17 protein-coding genes and 1 other RNA gene are annotated in these 18658 nt (G+C 65.3%); 9 read left to right on the top strand and 9 right to left on the bottom strand.

Annotation, left to right across the window (positions count from 1 at the left end):
• Positions 1-118 precede the first annotated feature (118 nt).
• Complete coding sequence (locus D2N39_RS03935; protein ID WP_119133490.1) at positions 119-949, top strand: prephenate dehydratase; 831 nt, start codon at positions 119-121, stop codon at positions 947-949.
• Between the two features lie 35 nt (positions 950-984).
• Here the strand turns inward: D2N39_RS03935 and D2N39_RS03930 are convergent, their stop codons facing one another.
• The gene (locus tag D2N39_RS03930; protein ID WP_119133489.1) at positions 985-1452 is read right to left on the bottom strand and encodes an SRPBCC family protein; all 468 of its coding nucleotides are present in this window, start codon (positions 1450-1452) and stop codon (positions 985-987) included.
• Positions 1453-1514: 62 nt separating this feature from the next.
• A complete protein-coding gene (gene nudC / locus D2N39_RS03925) occupies positions 1515-2465 on the bottom strand; it encodes an NAD(+) diphosphatase (RefSeq protein WP_119133488.1) in 951 nt (316 codons plus the stop codon).
• 143 nt (positions 2466-2608) lie between these two features.
• Between nudC and D2N39_RS03920 the strand changes: the two genes are divergently transcribed.
• The 5 genes from D2N39_RS03920 to D2N39_RS03900 all read left to right on the top strand — a co-directional run bounded on the left by D2N39_RS03920 (position 2609) and on the right by D2N39_RS03900 (position 6878).
• Positions 2609-4534, top strand: a complete 1926-nt coding sequence (locus D2N39_RS03920; RefSeq protein ID WP_119133487.1) for a bifunctional 2',3'-cyclic-nucleotide 2'-phosphodiesterase/3'-nucleotidase — start codon at positions 2609-2611, stop codon at positions 4532-4534.
• Positions 4535-4581: 47 nt separating this feature from the next.
• The gene (locus tag D2N39_RS03915; RefSeq protein WP_119133486.1) at positions 4582-5208 is read left to right on the top strand and encodes an HAD family hydrolase; all 627 of its coding nucleotides are present in this window, start codon (positions 4582-4584) and stop codon (positions 5206-5208) included.
• Between the two features lies 1 nt (position 5209).
• Entirely contained in the window at positions 5210-6160 is a 951-nt protein-coding gene (locus D2N39_RS03910; protein ID WP_119133485.1) for an alpha/beta hydrolase family protein, read from the top strand.
• A gap of 47 nt (positions 6161-6207) precedes the next feature.
• An RNA gene (ffs, locus tag D2N39_RS03905) (signal recognition particle sRNA small type) lies at positions 6208-6304 on the top strand.
• A 172-nt stretch (positions 6305-6476) separates the two neighbouring features.
• Entirely contained in the window at positions 6477-6878 is a 402-nt protein-coding gene (locus D2N39_RS03900) for a DUF2177 family protein (RefSeq protein WP_119133931.1), read from the top strand.
• A gap of 21 nt (positions 6879-6899) precedes the next feature.
• Here the strand turns inward: D2N39_RS03900 and D2N39_RS03895 are convergent, their stop codons facing one another.
• From D2N39_RS03895 to D2N39_RS03885, 3 genes are read right to left on the bottom strand one after another with little or no spacing between them, the layout of a single operon-like run.
• Complete coding sequence (locus D2N39_RS03895) at positions 6900-7634, bottom strand: SDR family NAD(P)-dependent oxidoreductase (protein ID WP_119133484.1); 735 nt, start codon at positions 7632-7634, stop codon at positions 6900-6902.
• Between the two features lie 3 nt (positions 7635-7637).
• Positions 7638-8267: a ChrR family anti-sigma-E factor gene (locus D2N39_RS03890; RefSeq protein ID WP_119133483.1), complete on the bottom strand. Its 630-nt coding sequence runs from the start codon at positions 8265-8267 to the stop codon at positions 7638-7640.
• Positions 8264-8824 (bottom strand): sigma-70 family RNA polymerase sigma factor, encoded by a 561-nt coding sequence (locus D2N39_RS03885; RefSeq protein ID WP_233557048.1) that lies wholly within the window; start codon positions 8822-8824, stop codon positions 8264-8266. The genes D2N39_RS03890 and D2N39_RS03885 overlap by 4 nt, the downstream gene beginning before the upstream one ends.
• A gap of 214 nt (positions 8825-9038) precedes the next feature.
• Here D2N39_RS03885 and D2N39_RS03880 point away from each other — a divergent pair, with 214 nt between their 5' ends.
• Genes D2N39_RS03880 through D2N39_RS03870 form a run of 3 tightly spaced genes read left to right on the top strand, consistent with a single transcriptional unit; the run spans position 9039 to position 12258 of the window.
• Positions 9039-10319, top strand: coding sequence for an NAD(P)/FAD-dependent oxidoreductase (locus D2N39_RS03880; RefSeq protein WP_119133481.1), 1281 nt, complete (start codon positions 9039-9041; stop codon positions 10317-10319).
• The gene (locus D2N39_RS03875) at positions 10316-11092 is read left to right on the top strand and encodes a DUF1365 domain-containing protein (RefSeq protein WP_199725198.1); all 777 of its coding nucleotides are present in this window, start codon (positions 10316-10318) and stop codon (positions 11090-11092) included. Before D2N39_RS03880 ends, D2N39_RS03875 begins: the two co-directional genes overlap by 4 nt.
• On the top strand, positions 11092-12258 hold the full coding sequence (locus D2N39_RS03870) for an SAM-dependent methyltransferase (protein ID WP_119133480.1): 1167 nt from the start codon (positions 11092-11094) through the stop codon (positions 12256-12258). The genes D2N39_RS03875 and D2N39_RS03870 overlap by 1 nt, the downstream gene beginning before the upstream one ends.
• Positions 12259-12385: 127 nt before the next feature.
• Here D2N39_RS03870 and D2N39_RS03865 read toward each other — a convergent pair whose 3' ends face one another.
• Genes D2N39_RS03865 through D2N39_RS03850 form a run of 4 tightly spaced genes read right to left on the bottom strand, consistent with a single transcriptional unit; the run spans position 12386 to position 18656 of the window.
• A complete protein-coding gene (locus tag D2N39_RS03865) occupies positions 12386-14338 on the bottom strand; it encodes a M10 family metallopeptidase C-terminal domain-containing protein (protein ID WP_147373449.1) in 1953 nt (650 codons plus the stop codon).
• Between the two features lie 55 nt (positions 14339-14393).
• Positions 14394-15479 carry a calcium-binding protein gene (locus D2N39_RS03860; protein WP_119133478.1) on the bottom strand — a complete coding sequence of 362 codons (1086 nt, stop codon included), beginning with the start codon at positions 15477-15479 and terminating at the stop codon, positions 14394-14396.
• 10 nt (positions 15480-15489) lie between these two features.
• Positions 15490-17937, bottom strand: a complete 2448-nt coding sequence (locus tag D2N39_RS03855; RefSeq protein ID WP_199725197.1) for a TonB-dependent receptor — start codon at positions 17935-17937, stop codon at positions 15490-15492.
• The gene (locus D2N39_RS03850) at positions 17934-18656 is read right to left on the bottom strand and encodes an energy transducer TonB (protein ID WP_119133477.1); all 723 of its coding nucleotides are present in this window, start codon (positions 18654-18656) and stop codon (positions 17934-17936) included. The genes D2N39_RS03855 and D2N39_RS03850 overlap by 4 nt, the downstream gene beginning before the upstream one ends.
• Between the last annotated feature and the right edge of the window lie 2 nt (positions 18657-18658).

Raw genomic sequence — 18658 nt, 5'->3', positions numbered from 1 at the left:
GGCATGAAGCTGAGGGGGCTTCTATCCGCTTCCCCGCAGAGGTTTCAAGGTGTAGTAGCACCTCCGGCCCCGCAAATGCGGCGATTTGACCACGCAAGGGGCAGGAAGGAAAGCAGACATGACCGGACGTATCGCTTTTCAGGGCGAACTGGGCGCCTATTCGCATCAGGCCTGCGCACAGGCACGACCCGGATTCACCCCTGTCCCCTGCACCACTTTCGAGGATGTGGTGGAGATGACGCGCTCGGGCGAGGTGGATCTGGGGATGCTGGCGGTGGAAAACTCCACCTATGGCCGCGTCGCCGATGTGCATAGTCTGTTGCCCAAGGCCGGGCTGCACATCGTGGACGAGGCCTTCGTGCGCGTGCATGTCAACCTTCTGGGCGTGAAGGGTGCGAAGCTGGGGGATGTGCGCGAGGCGCATGGCCATGTGGTGATCCTGCCGCAATGCGCGCTGTTCCTGCGCGAACACGGGATCCGGGGCGTCGTCAGCAGCGACAATGCCCGCGCCGCCCGCGAGGTGGCCGAGGCAGGCAACCCCGCCCGTGCCGCGCTGGCCAGCGAGCTGGCTGCCGAGATCTACGGGCTGGACGTGCTGGCCCGCCATATCGAGGATCAGGCCAACAACACCACCCGTTTCCTCGTGATGAGCCGCACCCCCGATCACAGCCGCCGCGCCGCGCGGATGATCACCACCTTCACCTTCCGCGTCCGCAACATTCCCGCCGCGCTTTACAAGGCGATGGGCGGCTTTGCCACCAACGGCGTCAACATGACCAAGCTGGAAAGCTATATGGTTGGCGGCAGCTTCACCGCGACGGAATTCTATGCCGACATCGAAGGGCATCCTGAAGACGCCCATGTCGCCCGCGCGCTGGACGAACTGCGCTATTTCACGTCGCACATGAATATTCTGGGCGTCTACCCGGCGGACAGAAGCCGCGACTGACTGGCGGGTCCGGGTCGCAGCGCGCGGCCCGCGCCTCAGCGGCGGGTGCGGTAGCGTTCTTCGATGTCGTTGCAGATCAGGCCGATCCGCGCCTCATACTTGCGCTCGACCTTGTTGCGCGCAAGTTTCATCGACTGCACGAAAACCCGCGCGGCAAGCGTGCGGGGTTTCACCTCGGATGTGATCGTGACTCGGGTCCGGCGCGACGACAGTTCCACGAAGTCCAGTGTGACATGGGCGTCAAAGCTTGATGCGATGATCTGGAAGCCCAGATTGTTCGGTTCGTCCACCGAAACCAGCTTCACAGCCGCACGGCGCGGGCGGCTGCGGTAGACGAAGCTGACATTCCACACCATGCCGGGTGCAAAGCCCTGAATCCGGTCTGATCGCACGACATCCGCGCCCCGGCGCATGGCGGACCGTTCCCAATGCCCCGTATCGGCAAAGGCGCCATAGACAAAATCCAGCGGCGCCTCGATGTCCTCGCGTGTCGTCAGCTTCATGCGATCCTGCCTCTCCGGGGCTTCCGCTTGTCCCCTTGTCCCCGTTGCTGGTAAGTTTCCGATTAAAGCAGCCTGTCCGCAAGCCAGTTTGACAGCAGAAAATGCGCAATCGAGCCCTCGCGGGCCGGGCGCACCACCGGATGTTGACCCGCCATCGCCTCCAGCAACTCCTCGCGTCCGATCCACAGCGCGTCTTCCAGTTCGGCAGGGTCCAGCGTGATGGTATCGCTCAGCGCCTCGGCCGCGCAACCGATCATCAGCGAGGCGGGAAACGGCCAGGGCTGGCTGGCCAGATAGCGCACGGCGCCGGTTCGGATGCCGGTTTCCTCGGCCACCTCGCGGCGCACCGCCGCTTCGACCGTCTCACCCGGCTCCATGAAGCCCGCAAGACAGGAATACATCCCCTCGGGCCAGCCGGGCGACCGGCCCAGCAGCGCGCGATTGCCGCGCGTGACCAGCATGATGACCACCGGATCGGTGCGCGGAAAATGCTGCGCGCCGCATTGCCCGCAGGCACGCTGCCAGCCCGCATTCACCATTTCCGTCGCCGCACCGCAGGCCGCGCAAAAGCCGTGCGATCCGTGCCAGCCGATGATCGCCCGCGCCGTTGCGGCCAGTTCCGCCTCGCGCGCGGTCAGCCGCGTCATTTCGGCCCGCAGTTCGGCGAATCCCTGATCGGTGGCAAGCCGGGGATGCCGGATGCGGCTCTGGTCCAGAAAAGCCGGGGTTGGGGCGCCCTCGGCCGGCACCCAGCCCGGAAGATCGACGGCAAAGCGCGTAACCCCATCATCCAGCCCCAGAAACACCGGCGCCGGCAGATCCGCGACCAAGGGATGATCGGCATCCAGCCAGACCAGCCCGCCCGCATCCGCCACCGGAATGCGGCCGCGCCACAGCACCAGCACCTGTCCACCGCCCGCGCGCAGCCGGGCCACCGCCTCGGAATCGCCGCGCAGATGCGCCGCGCGGTCCAGACCCGAGCCGCCGAAGGTCACGCTTTCCGAATGGCGCATCCGATCCTCCCGCGCGCTGCCCCCGGCGTTGTGGCACGGCCCGGACCGCGACGCAAACCCGCATCGCCCCCGTGCCGCAATCGCAACCCAGAGTGGAAATTTTGGGGACAGATCATTGACACAGCCGAAGCCCGGCCGATTAGATGCCATGGCGCCCGAGCGAAGAACATATCCCCCGCGCATCTATCGTGCGGAGAAGACAGGAGAAACATGCCCGCACCCCGCCCGGCGCCTGCAAGCACCTCCCCTTCCGCCCCTGTTACCGCCCGCCTGCGCATTCTGGCCACGACCGATGTGCATTCGCACCTTCTGGGTATGACTACCATACGGATCGCGCCGCCCCCGGCGCGGGGCTGGATCATGTTGCTGCCCTGATCGCCGAAGCCCGCGCCGAAGTGCCGGAGGCCCTCTTGTTCGACAACGGGGATTTCCTTCAGGGCAATCCGCTGGGCGATTTCGCCATGAAGGACACCACCCGCCCGCATCCCGCCATCACCGCGATGAACTGCCTTGGCTATGACGCGGCGACGCTGGGCAATCACGAATTCAACTTCGGGCTCGACCGGCTGGAAAGCGTGATCGAGGCCGCCCGGTTTCCGGTTGTCACGGCGAATGTGACCCGAACATCCGGTGCGCGCCTGCTGCCGCCCTTCTGCCTGCTGGAGCGCGCGCTGACCGGATCGGACGGTCGCCGCCATCCCGTGCGAATCGGTGTCATCGGCTTTGTCCCGCCGCAGATCGTGCAATGGGACCGGGGCTTTCTGGAAGGCGTCGTCACGGCGCAGGATATTCTGGAATGCGCCGCCGTGGCGGTGCCGGTCCTGCGCAGCGCAGGGGCAGAAATCATCGTGGCCCTGTCGCATTCCGGGCTTGGGCCTGCCGAGGCCGGAGCAAATGCCGAACATGCGACAACCGCCCTCGCCCGCATTCCGGGGATAGATGCCATCGTGGCCGGTCACAGCCACCTGCCCTTCCCCGGACCGGGCTATGCCGGGCGCCCCGAGGTGGACCTTGACCGCGGGCAGGTGTTTGGCACGCCGGTCGTGTTGCCCGGCTTCAACGGCTCACATCTGGGGCTGATCGACCTTGACCTTGCGCAGGATGCCCGGCAGCGCTGGCATGTCGTTACCGGCCATGCCCGTTTGCGCCATACGGTCGGGGTAGCGCCCGATCCCGCCATTGCTACGGCGATTGCGCAGGATCACGCGGCAACGCTGGCACAGATCCGTCGCCCCGCCGGACAGACCCGGACACCGTTGCACAGCTATTTCGCCACGATCCTGCCAAGCGCCGCGCTCGCCGTGGTGGCAGAGGCGCAGGCCGATCATGTGCGCCAGCAGTTGCGCGGCCGACCGGAGGCCGATCTGCCGGTCCTTGCCGCCGTTTCGCCCTTCAAGGCAGGCGGGCGCGGCGGCCCCGGCCATTACACCGACATTCCGGCAGGACCGCTTCTGTTGCGCAACATCGCCGATCTTTATGTCTTTCCCAACACCATCGCCGCCCTGCGCCTGACGGGGGCAGAGCTTGCCGACTGGCTGGAAAATTCCGTCGGGATCTATCGGCAGATCACGCCGGGCGACCGTGACACCCCGCTGATCGACGCCGATTTTCCCAGCTACAACCATGATCAGATCCCCGGTCTCAGCTATCGCATCGACCTGAGCCAGCCCGCGCGCCATGACCGCGACGGCACCGTGGTCAATCCCGGCGCACGGCGCATCCGCGACCTTTGCCACCATGGCCGGCCGCTCCACCCCGATCAGGCATTCATCCTTGCCACCAACAATTACCGTGCGGCAGGCTGTGGCGGCTACACCTGCGCGCGCCCCGAACGGATGGTCGATGTCGGACATGCCGCGCTTCGTGACATCGTGCTGCGCCATCTTGCGGACAACCCCCGCGTTCCGGCCTCGCTGCCAGCGTTCAGCTTCCTCCCCATGCCCGACACCAGCGTCACCTACGACACCGCCCCCTCAGCCACCGCATATCTCGCCGAACTCGCCCATCTGCGACCCGAAGCGCTTGGCCTGACGCCCGAAGGCTTCGCCCGCTTCCGTCTGCACCTCTGATCGGCTAAGTCTCGACCGCGAAACAGGCCGGAAGCGAGGAAAAGACGATGTTCGATGCGGTGATCTTCGATCTGGACGGCACCTTGATCGACACAGAGTCGGTGGCCATGCGCACGGGGCGTGGCATTCTTGCGGAAATGGAGCTGGAGGCCGGGGACGACCTGTTCCACGCCCTCATCGGCAAGGATGGCCCAAGCGGTCAGCTTCTGCTGCGTGCGCGCTTTCCGCAGGCGGATGTGGCGGCCCTCGTGCAGCGCTGGGATGCGGCATTTCATGCAGCGCTGGACGGAGATGTGCCGCTGAAGCCCGGCGCGAAGGAACTGCTGGAACGTATCGACCTGCCGATGGCACTTTGCACCTCCTCGGCGCGCGAAAGCGGGCTGCGCAAGCTGGAGATGGCGGGCCTGTCACAGCACTTCGTCCATGTCATCACCCGCGACGACGTGACGGCGCCGAAACCTCACCCCGAACCCTATCTGCTGACCGCCGAACGGCTGGGCGTGACGCCAGCCCGCTGTCTGGTGTTCGAGGACAGCGAGACCGGCGCACAATCGGCCCGGATGGCCGGCTGCGTGGTGGTGCAGGTGCCCGACATCCTGCCGACCGCGGGGCTGCACGCTGATCATGTGGCCGGCAGCCTGCTGGAAGGCGCCCGCCTTGCCGGGGTGATCTGAGGTGTCAAATCGCTGGATCAGGCGCCTTCTGACCATAGCGGCCTCGCTGGCGCTGCTCGCGGTGCTCGGCTCTGCATGGTTTACCCATCGGCTGATGGTCGAGGTGCTGACCGGCCGCGCCTTCGCAAACCTTGCACAACCGGAAATCGACGACCCTCTGAAGATCGGCTATCGCGGCGATCCGGGACGCGCTTTCGGCCTGCCCTGGCAGGAGGTCGTGCTGGAAACGCCGCTGGGGCCAGCCCCCGCCTGGTTCATCCCCGCCCCCGATATGGGTGGAAAGCGGCTGGCGATCTTCGTCCACGGCATCGGCGGGGCGCGCGAAGACGGCTATCCCTTCCTGCCAGAACTTCACGATGCGGGCCTGCCCGTTCTGCTGATCACCTATCGCAACGACGCGGGCGCCCCGCCCGCCCCCGACGGTCTGCATGCTTTCGGCCTGACCGAATGGCGCGATCTGGAGGCTGCCTATGATTGGGCAGAAAACCACGGGTATGACTCGGTTCTGCTGGTCGCAGCTTCCATGGGCGGCGGCATCGCCGGGCAATTTCTGGCGCGGTCAGACCTTGCCGGGATGACAGCCGGTGTGGTGCTGGATGCCCCGGCACTGGATTTTCCTGCCACGCTGCGCCACATCACCCGCCGCATGGGGCTGCCGCTGGGCGGCATCGGCACCGCTCTGGCCCTGCCCGCCTTCGGCTTCAGCCACGGGCTTGATCTGTCACTGGCAAAAGCAACGAATGCCTTCATCCATTTCAAGGGCCCGCTGCTGATCTTTCACGGCGAGGCCGACCGGATTGTGCCGCCCGAAACCAGCAAGGCGCTGCTCGCCGCGCGCGGCGGCAACACGGTTCTGGTGCTGACCCCCGGCGACCACCTGCAAAGCCGCGATACTGCGCCCGAGCGTTTCACCGCCGCATTGACCGATCTGATCACCGCCCTGCCGCGCTGAGCGCGGGGGGCTTGCAGAATCCTCCCGCCTTGCCTATGTGGTGCCTTGAGAGGTTGGCGCGGGCGAGCGCCTCGCCAACCCGGTCAGGTCCGGAAGGAAGCAGCCGTAACGAGCCCCGCTTGGGTCGTTGTCCAGCCTCTCACCCCTCCCTTTTGGTCTTCAGTAGTCCTTCTTTTGGTCTTCAGTAGTCCTTCCGGGTGCGAAAGTGATCCGCCACGGCGGCGGTTTCGTAATTTCCTCAGACACTCAAGACCGCGCGCCGAAGTTTCGTCAGGCCGCGCCAGATCCCGTGCCGCGGGGGGAGCAAGAACCGATGATGCAAACAGCCCTGCTGTATGTCGTGACCGCCGTGGTTTTTCTGGGCGTTGATACCATCGGCATCCGCTATCTGATCCGCCCGGTTTTCGAACGCCATGTCGGACACCTTCTGGCCGATCCGCTGCGGCTTGGTCCTGCGGCGCTGTTCTATCTGGCTTATGTGGCAGGGATTTTATGGTTCGTGTCCATTCCGGCACTGAAGACGGGCGCGCCGATGCAGGCGCTTCTGGGCGGCATGATCCTCGGTCTGATGTGCTATGGTACTTACGAGATGACCAATTACGCGACACTGGCCGACTGGTCTTGGCGGCAGGTCGTGATCGACGGCCTTTGGGGCACGGCACTGACCGGATTCGCCGCCTGGGCCGGGGTGGCCGCGCTGGGTGGCCGATTGACATGAGCTTTTTCCGGGCGGGGCGACTTAGCCCAGCCGCCCGGTCAGCCGCAGTGACAGCACATAGGGCAAGGCGCGCAACAGCTTGATCATCAGGGTAAAGCGGCGCGGAAAGTGGATTTCGAAACCCCGTCGCGTCATCCCTTGCATAATCGCTGCCGCTGCCGCCTCGGGTGTGATCGCGGCGGGCATGTTGAACTTATTCTTGGCCGTCAGCCGGGTGCGCACGAAACCCGGACAGACAAGCCGCACCCGGACGCGCGGCGCCAGTTCCACGACAAGGCTTTCCGCAAGATTGTTGATCGCGGCCTTGGTCGCGGAGTAGGGCTGGCCACCCGGAAGCCCGAAATAGCCCGCGACCGAGCCGAACAGCACCAGTTGACCACCGTCACGGATCAGCGGCGGGCAAAGCTGCGCGACATACAGCGTGCCCAGCAGGTTGACCCGAACCATCGCCTCGGCCCGTGCCGGGTCCAGATCGGCAATACGGGCCGGATCGTAAAGCGCGGCGGTGCAGATCACGGCATCGAAGGGGGCCATCTGCGCGCAATGCTGAACGGCAGCCGCCAAGGTCTCGCGTCTGCCCAGATCAAGCGGCATGACCTGCGCGCCATTGCAGTCCGCCGCGAGGGCCGCAAGCGCCTCGGGGTCGCGGGCAGACAGGACGAGTTCTGCCCCTGCCTTGGCCATGGATCTTGCCAGCGCAGCGCCAATCCCGGCGCTGGCACCGATGATCCAGATGCGCTGCCCCGCGAAAGACATGCCTCAGATCCGGAACAACGGTTGCAGCAGGCGCGGCACGGCCGCGCGGAACCGCAAGGGCGCATCCGTCGCCGCCAGACAGATGCACGGCTCCCCTGCCCCTGCAACCGGCTGGTGATCAATGTCATCATGCGCCGCTTCAACATCGCCGCGTCGGAACGCACCCTCGCTGTCAGAGAAACTGCCCTGCAACACCAGTGTCAGTTCCAACCCGCGATGCCCGTGTTCCGGCACCGCCTTGCCGGGCGGAATGTAAAGCAGGCGCAGCGATCCTTCCTGATCGGCGAACAGGATCTGCTGCCGGATGCCACCGCCCAGCATGCGCCATCGCGGAGGTTGCCCGCGCAATTCCGCCATCACCGGAGCCGGAAAAACGCCCGAGCCGCGCGGCACGGGCGGCGACGGCGCATCAAGCTGGCTCAGCGCACGGTCACGGGCGCCGGACTGCATCGCGGCAGGCGCGAGGCCGGTCAACATTGCCCCGCCCAGCATGTCATCCGCGGCCAGCCGGGCCCGGCAGCCATCGCAAATCGACAGATGCGCAGCCACCACCACGCCAAAGGCATGGGGAAGCGTGCCAGCGGAATAGGCATCAAGGACGGTATCGGGGATATGGTGTCTGATCTCGGTCATGGTGCAATATTCCTCAGTTCGTGTCTGAGGCGTTCCAGCCCCAGCCGGATGCGCGACTTGATCGTGCCAAGCGGCAGACCCTGCACCTCGCTGATCCGGCGATGGGAAATGTCATCGAAATAGGCCGCGCGCAGGGCTTCGGCCTGTTCAGGGGCAAGGCGGTCCAGCGCCTCGGCAAGGTGGCGTGCCTCTTGTTGCAGGGCAAGGATGTGCGCCGGATCGGGTTCAAGGCTTTCCGGCTCCGGCATCTCCTCGGGCAAGGTGATCGGGCGGCGGCGCGCCAGATCAATGCGTCGGTTGCGGGCAATGCCATAGATCCAGCCTGCCGCTTCGGCCCGGTGCGGGTCGAATTGCGCCGCCTTCTGCCAGACCGCCAGCATCACATCCTGAACCACATCCTCGGCCTGGCCGTCGCGCAGACCGGACCGCAGCATCATGCCTTTCAGCCGGGGCGCGAAATAGTCGAACAACCGACCGAACGCCGCGCGGTCGCGGCGGTCCCGAACGGCGATCAGATCGCGTGTCAGATCGGACAGATCGTCCTTCGGCTTTGTCACAGGGCCAACCTTCTGCTCTTTCGCACAGCAATCCGGTGCCGCCGGAGGCGGCCTCAAAAGTGCAGGACCATCGGCCTGACCAGACTGTGTGTCCAGAGTTTCCATGTCGAGCTTACGCACGCCAGACACAGGTGGATCATTCGGCAAATAATTTTGCCTGAATGATCCGAAGGCTCACCCGCTTCGTAGCCCTCCCAAAGCAAAAAGGAACGCCATGCCGTTTGATGTTTCCAGAGGGGCGCCCCGGCGCATTGCCATCGTCGGCGGAGGGATTTCCGGCCTTGCCTCGGCCTGGCTGCTGGCCCGACACCATCAGGTCACGCTGTTCGAGGCAGAGCCCCGGCTGGGTGGCCATGCCCGCACCGTTACGGCAGGGCAAAACCGCGACCAGCCGGTCGATACGGGATTCATCGTTTTCAATCACGTCAACTATCCGCATCTGACCGGCCTGTTCCGCGACCTTGATGTGCCAGTCATCAAAAGCGACATGAGCTTCGGCCTCTCGCTGGAAAATGGCCGGGTGGAATATGCCCTGCGTTCGGCCAATGCGCTGTTCGGGCAGCGCCGCAATCTGGCCGATCCGGGGTTCTACGGGATGATCCGCGACATCCTGCGCTTCAACGCGAATGCACAAGACGTGCTGCAAAAGACCCCCGAGGCCAGCATCGCCGAACTGGTCGCGCAAATGGGGCTGGGCGCGCGCTTCCGTGACCACTACCTTTTCCCGTTCTGTGCCGCGATCTGGTCAACCCCGGAAACAGATATTGGCACTTTCCCCGCCCGTGCGCTGCTGCGTTTCATGCAGAATCACGGGCTGACTTCGCACAAGGGCCACCATCAATGGTGGACGGTCGAGGGCGGTTCGATCAGCTATGTCTCGCGGCTGACGGCGGCGCTCATGCAATTGAACGTCGATCTGCGATCCGGGGCGGCGGTGAGGGCAATCTCGCGCCACGAGGGCGGCGTGCGGCTGCGCGCCCATGGCGGGCTGGATGAAAGCTTCGATCATGTCATCCTCGCCACCCATTCCGATCAGGCGCTGGCACTGCTGAGCGACGCAGACCCCGACGAACGGTCCGACCTTTCTGCCATCCGGTTCCAGCCGAACCGGGGCGTGCTGCATGGCGATACGCGCGTGATGCCGAAACGGCGGCGCTGCTGGAGTTCGTGGGTCAGTCACAGCCAGCCGCAAGGCGGCGTCGGCGTCAGCTACTGGATGAACCGCCTTCAGAACATCCCAGACAACTGCCCGCTTTTCGTGTCGCTGAACCCGGCACAAGAGATTGACCCCCGTCTGATCTATGACGAAAATACCTTCCATCATCCGCTGTTCGATCATGCCGCGATCAAGGCACAGGATCGCATCGCCGCACGGCAGGGCAATCGCAACACATGGTTTGCAGGTGCCTGGCTGCGCAACGGGTTTCACGAGGACGGCTTCGCCTCGGCCATGCGCATCGCACGCCGCCTTTTGCCCGCGCAGGTCACGCCATGACCCTTGCCGCACGGTTGCGCACGGGCGAGGTGCTGGCCATGCCCGCCGCCCTCATCCATGCCCGGCGCGGGGCTTTGCGGCATTCGTTCCGGTCAAAGGCGGATTTCGTGCTGCTGGCGCCGGAATGGTGCCGGATGCCGCGCCTGATGGCGCGCAACGGCTTCGGCCTGATCGCCTTTCGGGACGCGGATCACGGCGGGCCACGCGGCAAGGGCGCTGGCAGCGACTGGGCATGGCGGCATCTGGCAGCAGTCGGGGTCAGGCCGGGCGATGGAATGGTTCTGGCACTGCTGACACAGCCCCGGTTCCTGGGCTACTGGTTCAACCCGGTCAGTTTCTGGCTGGCGCTGAGGGACGACGACCTGATCGCCGTCATTGCCGAGGTCAATAACACGTTCGGACAGCGCCACAGCTATCTGCTGATCCCACCAGACCAGACCCCGATCACGGCCGAAACCCCGCTTCAGGCCCGGAAGGTGTTCCATGTGTCCCCGTTTCAGGACATCGCGGGCGACTATCGGTTCAGCCTGTCGGTCCTGCCCGACCGGATCGCCATTCGTATCAGCCAGATCGACGGCGATGGCGGGATCGACACCGCGATGGCCGGGCCGCTGGCCCCCTTGACCAATCGCACGATCCTGCGCAACGCGCTGCGCCGTCCCGGCGGTGCGCTGGCTGTGATTATCCAGATCTACTGGCATGCCCTGCGGCTGAAGCTGAAGGGCGCCACTTATCGCAAATGCCCCGCCCCGCCCGATGTGGAGATTTCCTGATGCCCCTCGCCCCCCGTTCGCTGAAAACCCGTTTCCTTGCGGCGCTGGAAGGCATTGATCACGGCCGCCTGACGCTGATCACGCCCGAGGGCACACGCCACCGCTTTGGCAGTTCAGGCCCGGAAGCGGATCTGCATATCCGCGACTGGCGCCTGTTGCCGCGTCTGGCCCTGCGCGGGGATGTGGGGCTGGGCGAAGGCTGGATCGCGCAGGAATGGCAAAGCTCGCGGCTGGAAGATGTGCTGAAACTGGCATTGCGGAACCTTGGCAACCTGTCAGGCTGGGGCGAGCCGGGAAAGCTGCAAGCCATGGGCATGCGACTGGTGGACCGTGTGGTGCGGCTCAACAGCCGGCGCGGCGCGGCGCGCAACATCCGCGCGCATTACGATGTCGGAAACGAGTTCTACCAGCTTTGGCTCGATCCCGGCATGACCTATTCATCAGCCCTGTTTGCCCCCGGCGACGATCTGGAACAGGCGCAGGCGCGCAAGAACGCGCGGATTTTATCGCGGCTGTCGCAGGGTGAAAGCCTGCTGGAAATCGGCTGCGGCTGGGGCGGTTTCGCAGAAGCCGCCGCCGAACGTGGCCATCGTGTCACCGGCATCACGCTGTCACCGTCGCAAAAAGGATATGCCGATGCCCGTCTGGACGGGCGTGCCGAAGTGCGGCTTCAGGATTACCGCGCGGTGACCGGGCGCTTCGACAATATCGTGTCGATCGAGATGATCGAGGCCGTGGGCGAACGCTATTGGCCCGCCTATTTCGCAACGCTGAAGGCACGGCTCGCGCCCGGAGGCCGGGCAATGGTGCAGGCCATTACCGTGCCGGATGCCGAATTTTCGATTTACCGCAACCGTTCGGATTTCATCCGCCAGCATGTCTTTCCCGGCGGTATGCTGCCCTGCGATGCGATCCTCGGCTCAAGCGCGGGGCAAGCCGGGCTTGCCATACGCAACAGCTTTGCCTTCGGGCCGGATTATGCCCGCACCTGCCGGCTTTGGTCAGAACGGATGATGGCAGAACAAGCCCGCATACGGCGGCTTGGCTATGATGAACGGTTTCTGCGCAGTTGGCAGTTCTATCTCGACGGCTGCGCCGCCGCCTTCGATACCGGGCGCTGCGATGTGGTCCAGATCGAGCTTTGCCATATGGACGAAGCCGCCTGAAGCGACCGGCCACACGAGGGACGCCCCCTTTTGCAACGGCAGCCCGGCGCAATCGCGCGGGCAAGTCTGCACAGCCATGACATGGCACGCGAAAAAGGGGGCGGGAAACCCGCCCCCGCAGAACTTGTTACAACAGGAAATCACTGGCCAGAAGCTGATGCTGCCCGGTCAGCTCCAGACTGAAATCGGCCCTGCCGTCTCCGTCCAGATCAGCCTCGATCAGGGTCGTGTCGCCTGTAACAGAGGCGCGCAACGCGCCTGCGGCACCGTCGAAGGCCACATCGCCCTGCCAATGCAGGCGGCCCAGACCGGCAAGGTCGATCAGATCCTCGCCCTGCGTGAAATCGGTAACCAGATCACGGCTCGCGCCGTCAGGGGCGCTGTGCCCGGCTGACGAAAAGACGAACAGATCACCCCCGGCGCCGCCCGTCAGCATGTCGCGGCCATCACCGCCCACCAGTGTATCGGCCCCGGCACCGCCATCCAGATGATCGCCCCCCTTGCCGCCGTTCAAGCGGTCATCCCCGGACTGACCACGCAGCGTATCGCCACCCGTGCCACCCGAAAGCGTGTCGTCCCCCGCACCGCCAAGCAGCCTGTCGGCCTTACCGCCACCCCAGATCCGGTCATCGCCGCGATAGCCGGACAGGGTATCGGCCCCGGCCGCACCATAGATATGATCCTCTACCACCGTGCCGCTGATCCGGTTCGCCCCTTCCGAACCGAACAGCCGGATCGTATCGCCCGCCATGCCATTGGCATAGACCACGCCATGATCCCAGCCGCCCAGAACCGGTTCGCTGCCCGCGCCGACATCATGGCCCACATAGGCCGAACGCGAGCCGGTGTAGATATAATGCCCCCACATGGACGAGGCATTGCCCGTCGGCACACCGTCCACGATTTCGGTCATCGCTGTTTCGCCAGCGGAAAGACCCATATAGGCAACCGGGAAGCTCCATCCCGAGGCATCGAAACGGGAATCGCCATCGACAAGGTTCACCACGATGTCATTGCTGCCCCAGGTGCCACGCACAACCAGATCATTCGAAATCAGACCCGCACCGAACTGGTCAGAGGAAAAGATCACCTGCCCCGGCATCGGCATCGGCATGTAGTTGAAGCTCAGTTCCTCGATCCCCAGCACGGTCGCCCCGGTAAAATCGAACCCGTTGGCCGGCAGGTCGATCATCATCATCGACGTGGTGATCTTGAGGATGTCATAGCCTGCGCCGCCGTCGTAGGTATCGCCCGGAATGTCGGCGGCATGTTGCGGCACAAGAATGTCGTCGCCCGCTCCGCCGACCAGAACGTCGATCTCTGCGGTGGCCTTCATCATGTTGGTCGCCTGCACCACCATCCAGCTATCGGTGACGGCCGCGCCGGTATTGCCCAGCGTATCGACCGCGCGCAGCATGAAGCTCTGCGGACCCGCCGCCAGATCGGTCAGCGTAACCGAGGTTGCGGCCGTGGCCATCCAGCTTGCACCGCCGTCCAGCGAATATTCATAGCGGGCGATGGCTGTGTCATCCTGCCCTTCCCAGGCGAAGGTGGCGCTGGTTTCGGTGGTTTGCGTGGCATTCTCGTCTGCGCCGGTCAGGGCAACGACAGGGCCGGTAGTATCGTCGTCGGCCAGAATGTCGATATTGAGCATGTAATCCATGTTCATCACCACATCCTCGTCCGCCGGTTCGGTGTCCGAGACATAGACCATCAGCATGTCGTCATGGCCGGTCGGCGTCCAGGGCGCGGGATAGCCAATATTACCCTGCACGGTATCGGTGCTGAAAGTCGTATAGGCCAGCCCGTCTAAGGCGGCGTTGATCGCCTCCGCAGTGCCTTTCACCAGCAGGCCATAGAAATTGGTCGTGGCGTCGTCATAGGTTTTCACCAGTTCGACGCCCCCGGCGCTACCCAAAGTCAGGCTGCCGTTCACCACCCAGACGGCGGCATAGAATTCGGCGCTGCTGTCCGAGGCGACGGTGACCGGGTTGCCGGTCGCGGCCGAAAACACCACGCTGTCTCGGGCCGTCAGGTTGAAGGCCACATCGTCTGGAATGAATGCGGTCAGGGTTGCCATGTCTTCCTCCTTGATGTCGCGGCGGGCCAATCCCGCGCGACGGGTTCGGCTTGGGCTAGACGATCAGAAAATCGGCCAGCGAAAGGTCGTGCAGGTCGGTGTTGCTCAGGATCACCAGATCCCCCGCCACGCTGGTGCGGATCACCACATCAGCGCCTTGCTGTGTGGCTGCGGCCAGCGCCTCGGCGCGGGTGGTGAACAGGCTGTCGTCAAGGCGCAGCACATCGTGACGCGGGCCGGTCGCGTTGAAATCGGTGATCGTGTCGCGGCCATGCCCGGCCGAAAAGACGAAGGCATCGGCCCCCGCCCCGCCGGTCAGACGGTCATCGCCGTCCCCGCCGGCCAGCACATCGCGCGCCCCCCGACCGGAGAGTGTATCGTCGCCCGCGCCGCCGCTCAGCCGGTTGGACCGCGTATCGCCGGTCAGCCGGTCGTCGCCCGCCCCTGCCGTGACATTCTCGATACTGACCAGCGTATCGGCATTCCCGCCCGCGATCTTCAGCAGCGAAGGCTGCGTCCCGGCCAGCCGCACCGTAATATGGGCGGTTTCACCAGCATAATGTGCCGTATCGACCCCTGCGCCACCGTCGATCAGATCGGATTGCGAACTGCCGGTGATCCTGTTGTTCCCGGCCGAGCCGATCAGGCGGATCTCGTCCTGCCCGCTGGTCCAGCGCACCGGCAACGTGCCGATCGCATAGGTGGCAAAACGCCAGCCCGCCGCGCTGAAGCCCGAGTTACCCGCAGCAAGGTTTACCGTCACCGCCTGCACATCGGTCGAGCTGAAATCCGAGCCGACCAGCTCCATCCGGTCGGAGATCAGCCCCTTGCCGAACTGGTCAGAGGTCAGCGTCACCCCTCCCGGCATATCCATCCGTGCCATGGGATAGAAGCTCAGCCGTTCGAAACTGCGAAAGGTGATGCCCGTGAAATCATAGACCTCATCGGTGGCAACGAAACCGCCGCCGCCTGGCGCGGGTGCCACCATCGAACTGCGGATCTGGATCGTGTCTGTGCCACGCCCGCCTGTGAAATCGTCACCGGCATTGGCATAGGCGTCGAACTGGAAATACAGCACGTCATCGGCCTTACCGGCAAAGCGGTGGCGGTCGATCCCGGCGGTGGCGGTGAAGCTGGCCATGGTTCCCCTTTCAGAATTTCAGTGTGAGACGCAGGTTGACCGACCGGCCGGCGCCCAGGATCGGCTGGCCGTGCACGGGTGAGACCATCTGCCCCACCACCACCGCATCATTGGTCAGATTCGCCCCGCCCAGCGGCAGCGCGTAGCGCCGGTTCAGCAGGTTCTCGATGCCCAGATCAAGCCGCAGCCCGCCGCGTTCGTAACTGCTGCGCAGGTTCACAAGACCATAGCCGGGCGTCGCAACCTCGTTGCGCACATCGCTGGTCAGATGCTTGCCCGACACCAGTTGCAATTCCAGCGCGCTGTTCCAGCCGCCCAGCCGATGTTCCAGCGTCAGTTTCGCATTGGGCGGCATGATGTTGTAGAGATCGACCCCGTCGCCACGCCAGCCGCGCAGCGCCGCCGCCTGCATGCGCAGGTCGAAACGGCCGAACCGGGCAGTCTCGGCCAGCCGCAGACGGCCCGACATGTTCAGCCCGGCAATATGCGCATCGTGGTTGGCAAAGCGTAGAAAGACGAAATCCCGCGTCCCCGTCGCATTGTCGGGATGGCCGCAACGGGTATAGACTGCCGGAATAGCTGATCCCGTGCAGCGGTCGGCGTCGATATAGTCGCGCACGAAAGAGTAGGTGGGGTTCAGCGTGAACTCCCAGCGGTCGCGCTCCGCATCGCGCCAGCGCAGCGTCAGATCGACGGAATGGTTGACCTCGGGGCGCAGGTCCGGATCACCGACATAGCCGTTGCCATCGCCGAACCAGCCGGTCATCTGCATGGCCATGATATTGGTGGACCAGGCATAGCGTTCGTAAAGATTGGGCGCTCGGGTCTTGCGGGCAAAGGCAAGTTCATGGCTCTGGCCCGGCGCAGGCTCCCATCGCAGCGCGGCCGATCCGTCCAGCGCCGTATCGCTGCGCCCGCGCTCCATCGCGTTGAACACCAGCGCATCGCCACCATATTGCGGATCCTGCGCGGGGTCGGTGGCGCCATAGCCATGCACCGGCCCTGTATTCATGCGGACATGATCGTAGCGCAGGCCCAGTATCGAGGTCAGCCCCGGCCGCCAGCGGCGTTCCCATTCGGCAAAGGCGCCGATCCGGTCGCGCCGCGCATCGTTGAGCATGATGAAGGCTTCGGGGCTCATCATCGCACCAGGGTCGGGATCAACCGGGTTCCACCAGTCATCCAGACGGGTGCGATAGGCTTCGGCCCCCAGCCGCAGGGTATCATCCTTGCCCCGCGCCAGATCAAGTTTCAGCGTAGCGCCCATGTCGGTCGCCCGCGTATCCATCGGCATGATCGCCTGCGACCCATCGAAGCTGGGCCAGTTCAGCTTGTCATCCAGCAGGTTCATCCCGTGGCGGAGATGGTGGACAAATCCGCCAATTTCCAGCCTGCCCCAATCCGCCGTCACATCGTAGCGCCCGGTCAGATGGGCGCTGCGGTTCTTCGTCATATCCATCGGCTGCGTGGGAAAGCCCTGATAGGGCATGTTCTGCAGGCCCCCGGACAGGCGCAGCACGGCATTGCCATCGCGGCGCACATAATCGAGCGCGTGGTTCAGGCTTTCAAATTCGCTCGACAGGATTTCGGTGCCATCCCCGGCGCGGTAATTTCCGGCGCGCACGAAAGACCCGCGATAGCTCAGCGCCCGATCAGTGCCCGCCACGCTGAGGCTGGCATCAAGCCCCGTGCTGCCGGGGTTGCTGCGCAGAAACGTGGACAGCGTGCCCGAAATCTGTGGCCCGGTCTGGCCCGGTGCGGCGAATGCGGGCAGGGCGGGTTCGACACTGATGCGCCCGCCGCTGAAATCGCCGCCCGCACTGACAGGCGCCGCGGCCGAATGGGCATGCAGGCTGCCGACCATCTCGGGGGCGATATAGGAAAGCGTCGGGTTCATCTGGTTCGGACAGGCTGGCCCGGTCAGCATCCCGCCAACGGCAACCTGCACCCGATCCGCCCCCATGCCATTGATCGCAGGCAGACCGGAAACACCCCCCGCGCCCCAGACCGCGGCGCCGGTCACGCGCTGCATCAGGCTGGCAGTGTCATTGCTGGCAAGGCTGCCGCCTTGCAGCGCAGCACCTGATAGCCTTGTGCCGCCGGGCATCGCCGCCGCACCTGTCACACCTGCTGGCACCGGCTCGGGGCGGGCGGGCACCGAAACCGGCGGGGCCACCGGGTCAGCCGCAGGCGTCGTCCTGCGCCGCTTCACCGCCTTGCGCGGTGGAGCCTTCGGCCGGGGCGGTGGCGCGACCGCCACGGTTTCCGGCAGCGGTGCGGCCAAAGGCACCGGAACCGGAGGCGGGGTATCGAGATCAGTCTCTACCGTGATCGTGGGCAGCAGAATGATCTCTGGCTCCGCCTCCTGCGCAGCAGCAACCTGCGGCCCGGCAAGAAGCATGGCCAGCGCAAGGGTCAGAACGCCGTCCCTGCGGGCGGGATGTCGGGGCATGGTCATTTCCGTATCCTGAAGTCGATGGCGATGCGGCCGTTGAACGGGCCATTCGGCGGGGGCGGCAGATCGGCCGAGGCAACCATCTGCAAGGCGGCCGCATCCAGCGCCGCGCTGCCCGAACTGCGGGCGATGCCAGAGCGGATCACCCGGCCCGCAGGATCAAGCTGAAACGTCACCTCCACCACACCGCTGTTGCCCTCGCTGCGCGCGGCAGCGGGATAGTATTTCAGGCGGTTGATCGCCTGCGCGACCAGCGTGCCATATTGCACAAGCACCTCGCGCGACGGGGCGGCGGGTTCGGCAGGCGCCGCTGCCGGTTCCGGCACCGAAGGGGCAGCATCGGCGGGGGCAGGCGCGGGCGGAGCCTCGGGGCTTTGCGTCAGCGGCATGTCACTGCCCGGCAGCGGGGCAAGGCGCGGCTGGGCCAGATCGGCGGCTTCCGGCGGCAGATCCCGAGCAGGCGGCTCCGGCGGCACGACCGGCGCCGCCGGAGAAGCCAACGGGGCAGGCAGCGAGGCCGGAACCGCCTGCGGTGGCGCCGGATCGGGTTCAAGCCCGGCAGCGGCCAGCGACAGAATCTCGACTTCGCGCAATCCCGGCGCCGGCGGCTGTTCGGCCACGGGCCAACCCGCGACAAAGGCAACACCATGCAGCGCGGCGACCGCCAGCAACAGCACGCTACGCAGGCCAAGAGGCAGGGCAAGGGTCGGCCGCGCGGTCATGG

This window comes from Gemmobacter lutimaris (assembly GCF_003570715.1).
Classification (GTDB): domain Bacteria; phylum Pseudomonadota; class Alphaproteobacteria; order Rhodobacterales; family Rhodobacteraceae; genus Gemmobacter; species Gemmobacter lutimaris.
The sequence above is the reverse complement of the archived record's forward strand: the minus strand, read 5'-3'. Positions and strand labels throughout refer to the sequence as shown.

Coding starts and splice junctions, on each gene's coding strand:
- nudC (WP_119133488.1), bottom strand. CDS start 2,465: ATGCGCCATTCGGAAAGCGTGACCTTCGGCGGCTCGGGTCTGGACCGC.
- D2N39_RS03935 (WP_119133490.1), top strand. CDS start 119: ATGACCGGACGTATCGCTTTTCAGGGCGAACTGGGCGCCTATTCGCAT.
- D2N39_RS03895 (WP_119133484.1), bottom strand. CDS start 7,634: ATGTCTTTCGCGGGGCAGCGCATCTGGATCATCGGTGCCAGCGCCGGG.
- D2N39_RS03860 (WP_119133478.1), bottom strand. CDS start 15,479: ATGGCCAGCTTCACCGCCACCGCCGGGATCGACCGCCACCGCTTTGCC.
- D2N39_RS03875 (WP_199725198.1), top strand. CDS start 10,316: ATGACCCTTGCCGCACGGTTGCGCACGGGCGAGGTGCTGGCCATGCCC.
- D2N39_RS03920 (WP_119133487.1), top strand. CDS start 2,609: ATGCCATGGCGCCCGAGCGAAGAACATATCCCCCGCGCATCTATCGTG.
- D2N39_RS03870 (WP_119133480.1), top strand. CDS start 11,092: ATGCCCCTCGCCCCCCGTTCGCTGAAAACCCGTTTCCTTGCGGCGCTG.
- D2N39_RS03890 (WP_119133483.1), bottom strand. CDS start 8,267: ATGACCGAGATCAGACACCATATCCCCGATACCGTCCTTGATGCCTAT.
- D2N39_RS03880 (WP_119133481.1), top strand. CDS start 9,039: ATGCCGTTTGATGTTTCCAGAGGGGCGCCCCGGCGCATTGCCATCGTC.
- D2N39_RS03915 (WP_119133486.1), top strand. CDS start 4,582: ATGTTCGATGCGGTGATCTTCGATCTGGACGGCACCTTGATCGACACA.
- D2N39_RS03930 (WP_119133489.1), bottom strand. CDS start 1,452: ATGAAGCTGACGACACGCGAGGACATCGAGGCGCCGCTGGATTTTGTC.
- D2N39_RS03865 (WP_147373449.1), bottom strand. CDS start 14,338: ATGGCAACCCTGACCGCATTCATTCCAGACGATGTGGCCTTCAACCTG.
- D2N39_RS03900 (WP_119133931.1), top strand. CDS start 6,477: ATGCAAACAGCCCTGCTGTATGTCGTGACCGCCGTGGTTTTTCTGGGC.
- D2N39_RS03850 (WP_119133477.1), bottom strand. CDS start 18,656: ATGACCGCGCGGCCGACCCTTGCCCTGCCTCTTGGCCTGCGTAGCGTG.
- D2N39_RS03855 (WP_199725197.1), bottom strand. CDS start 17,937: ATGACCATGCCCCGACATCCCGCCCGCAGGGACGGCGTTCTGACCCTT.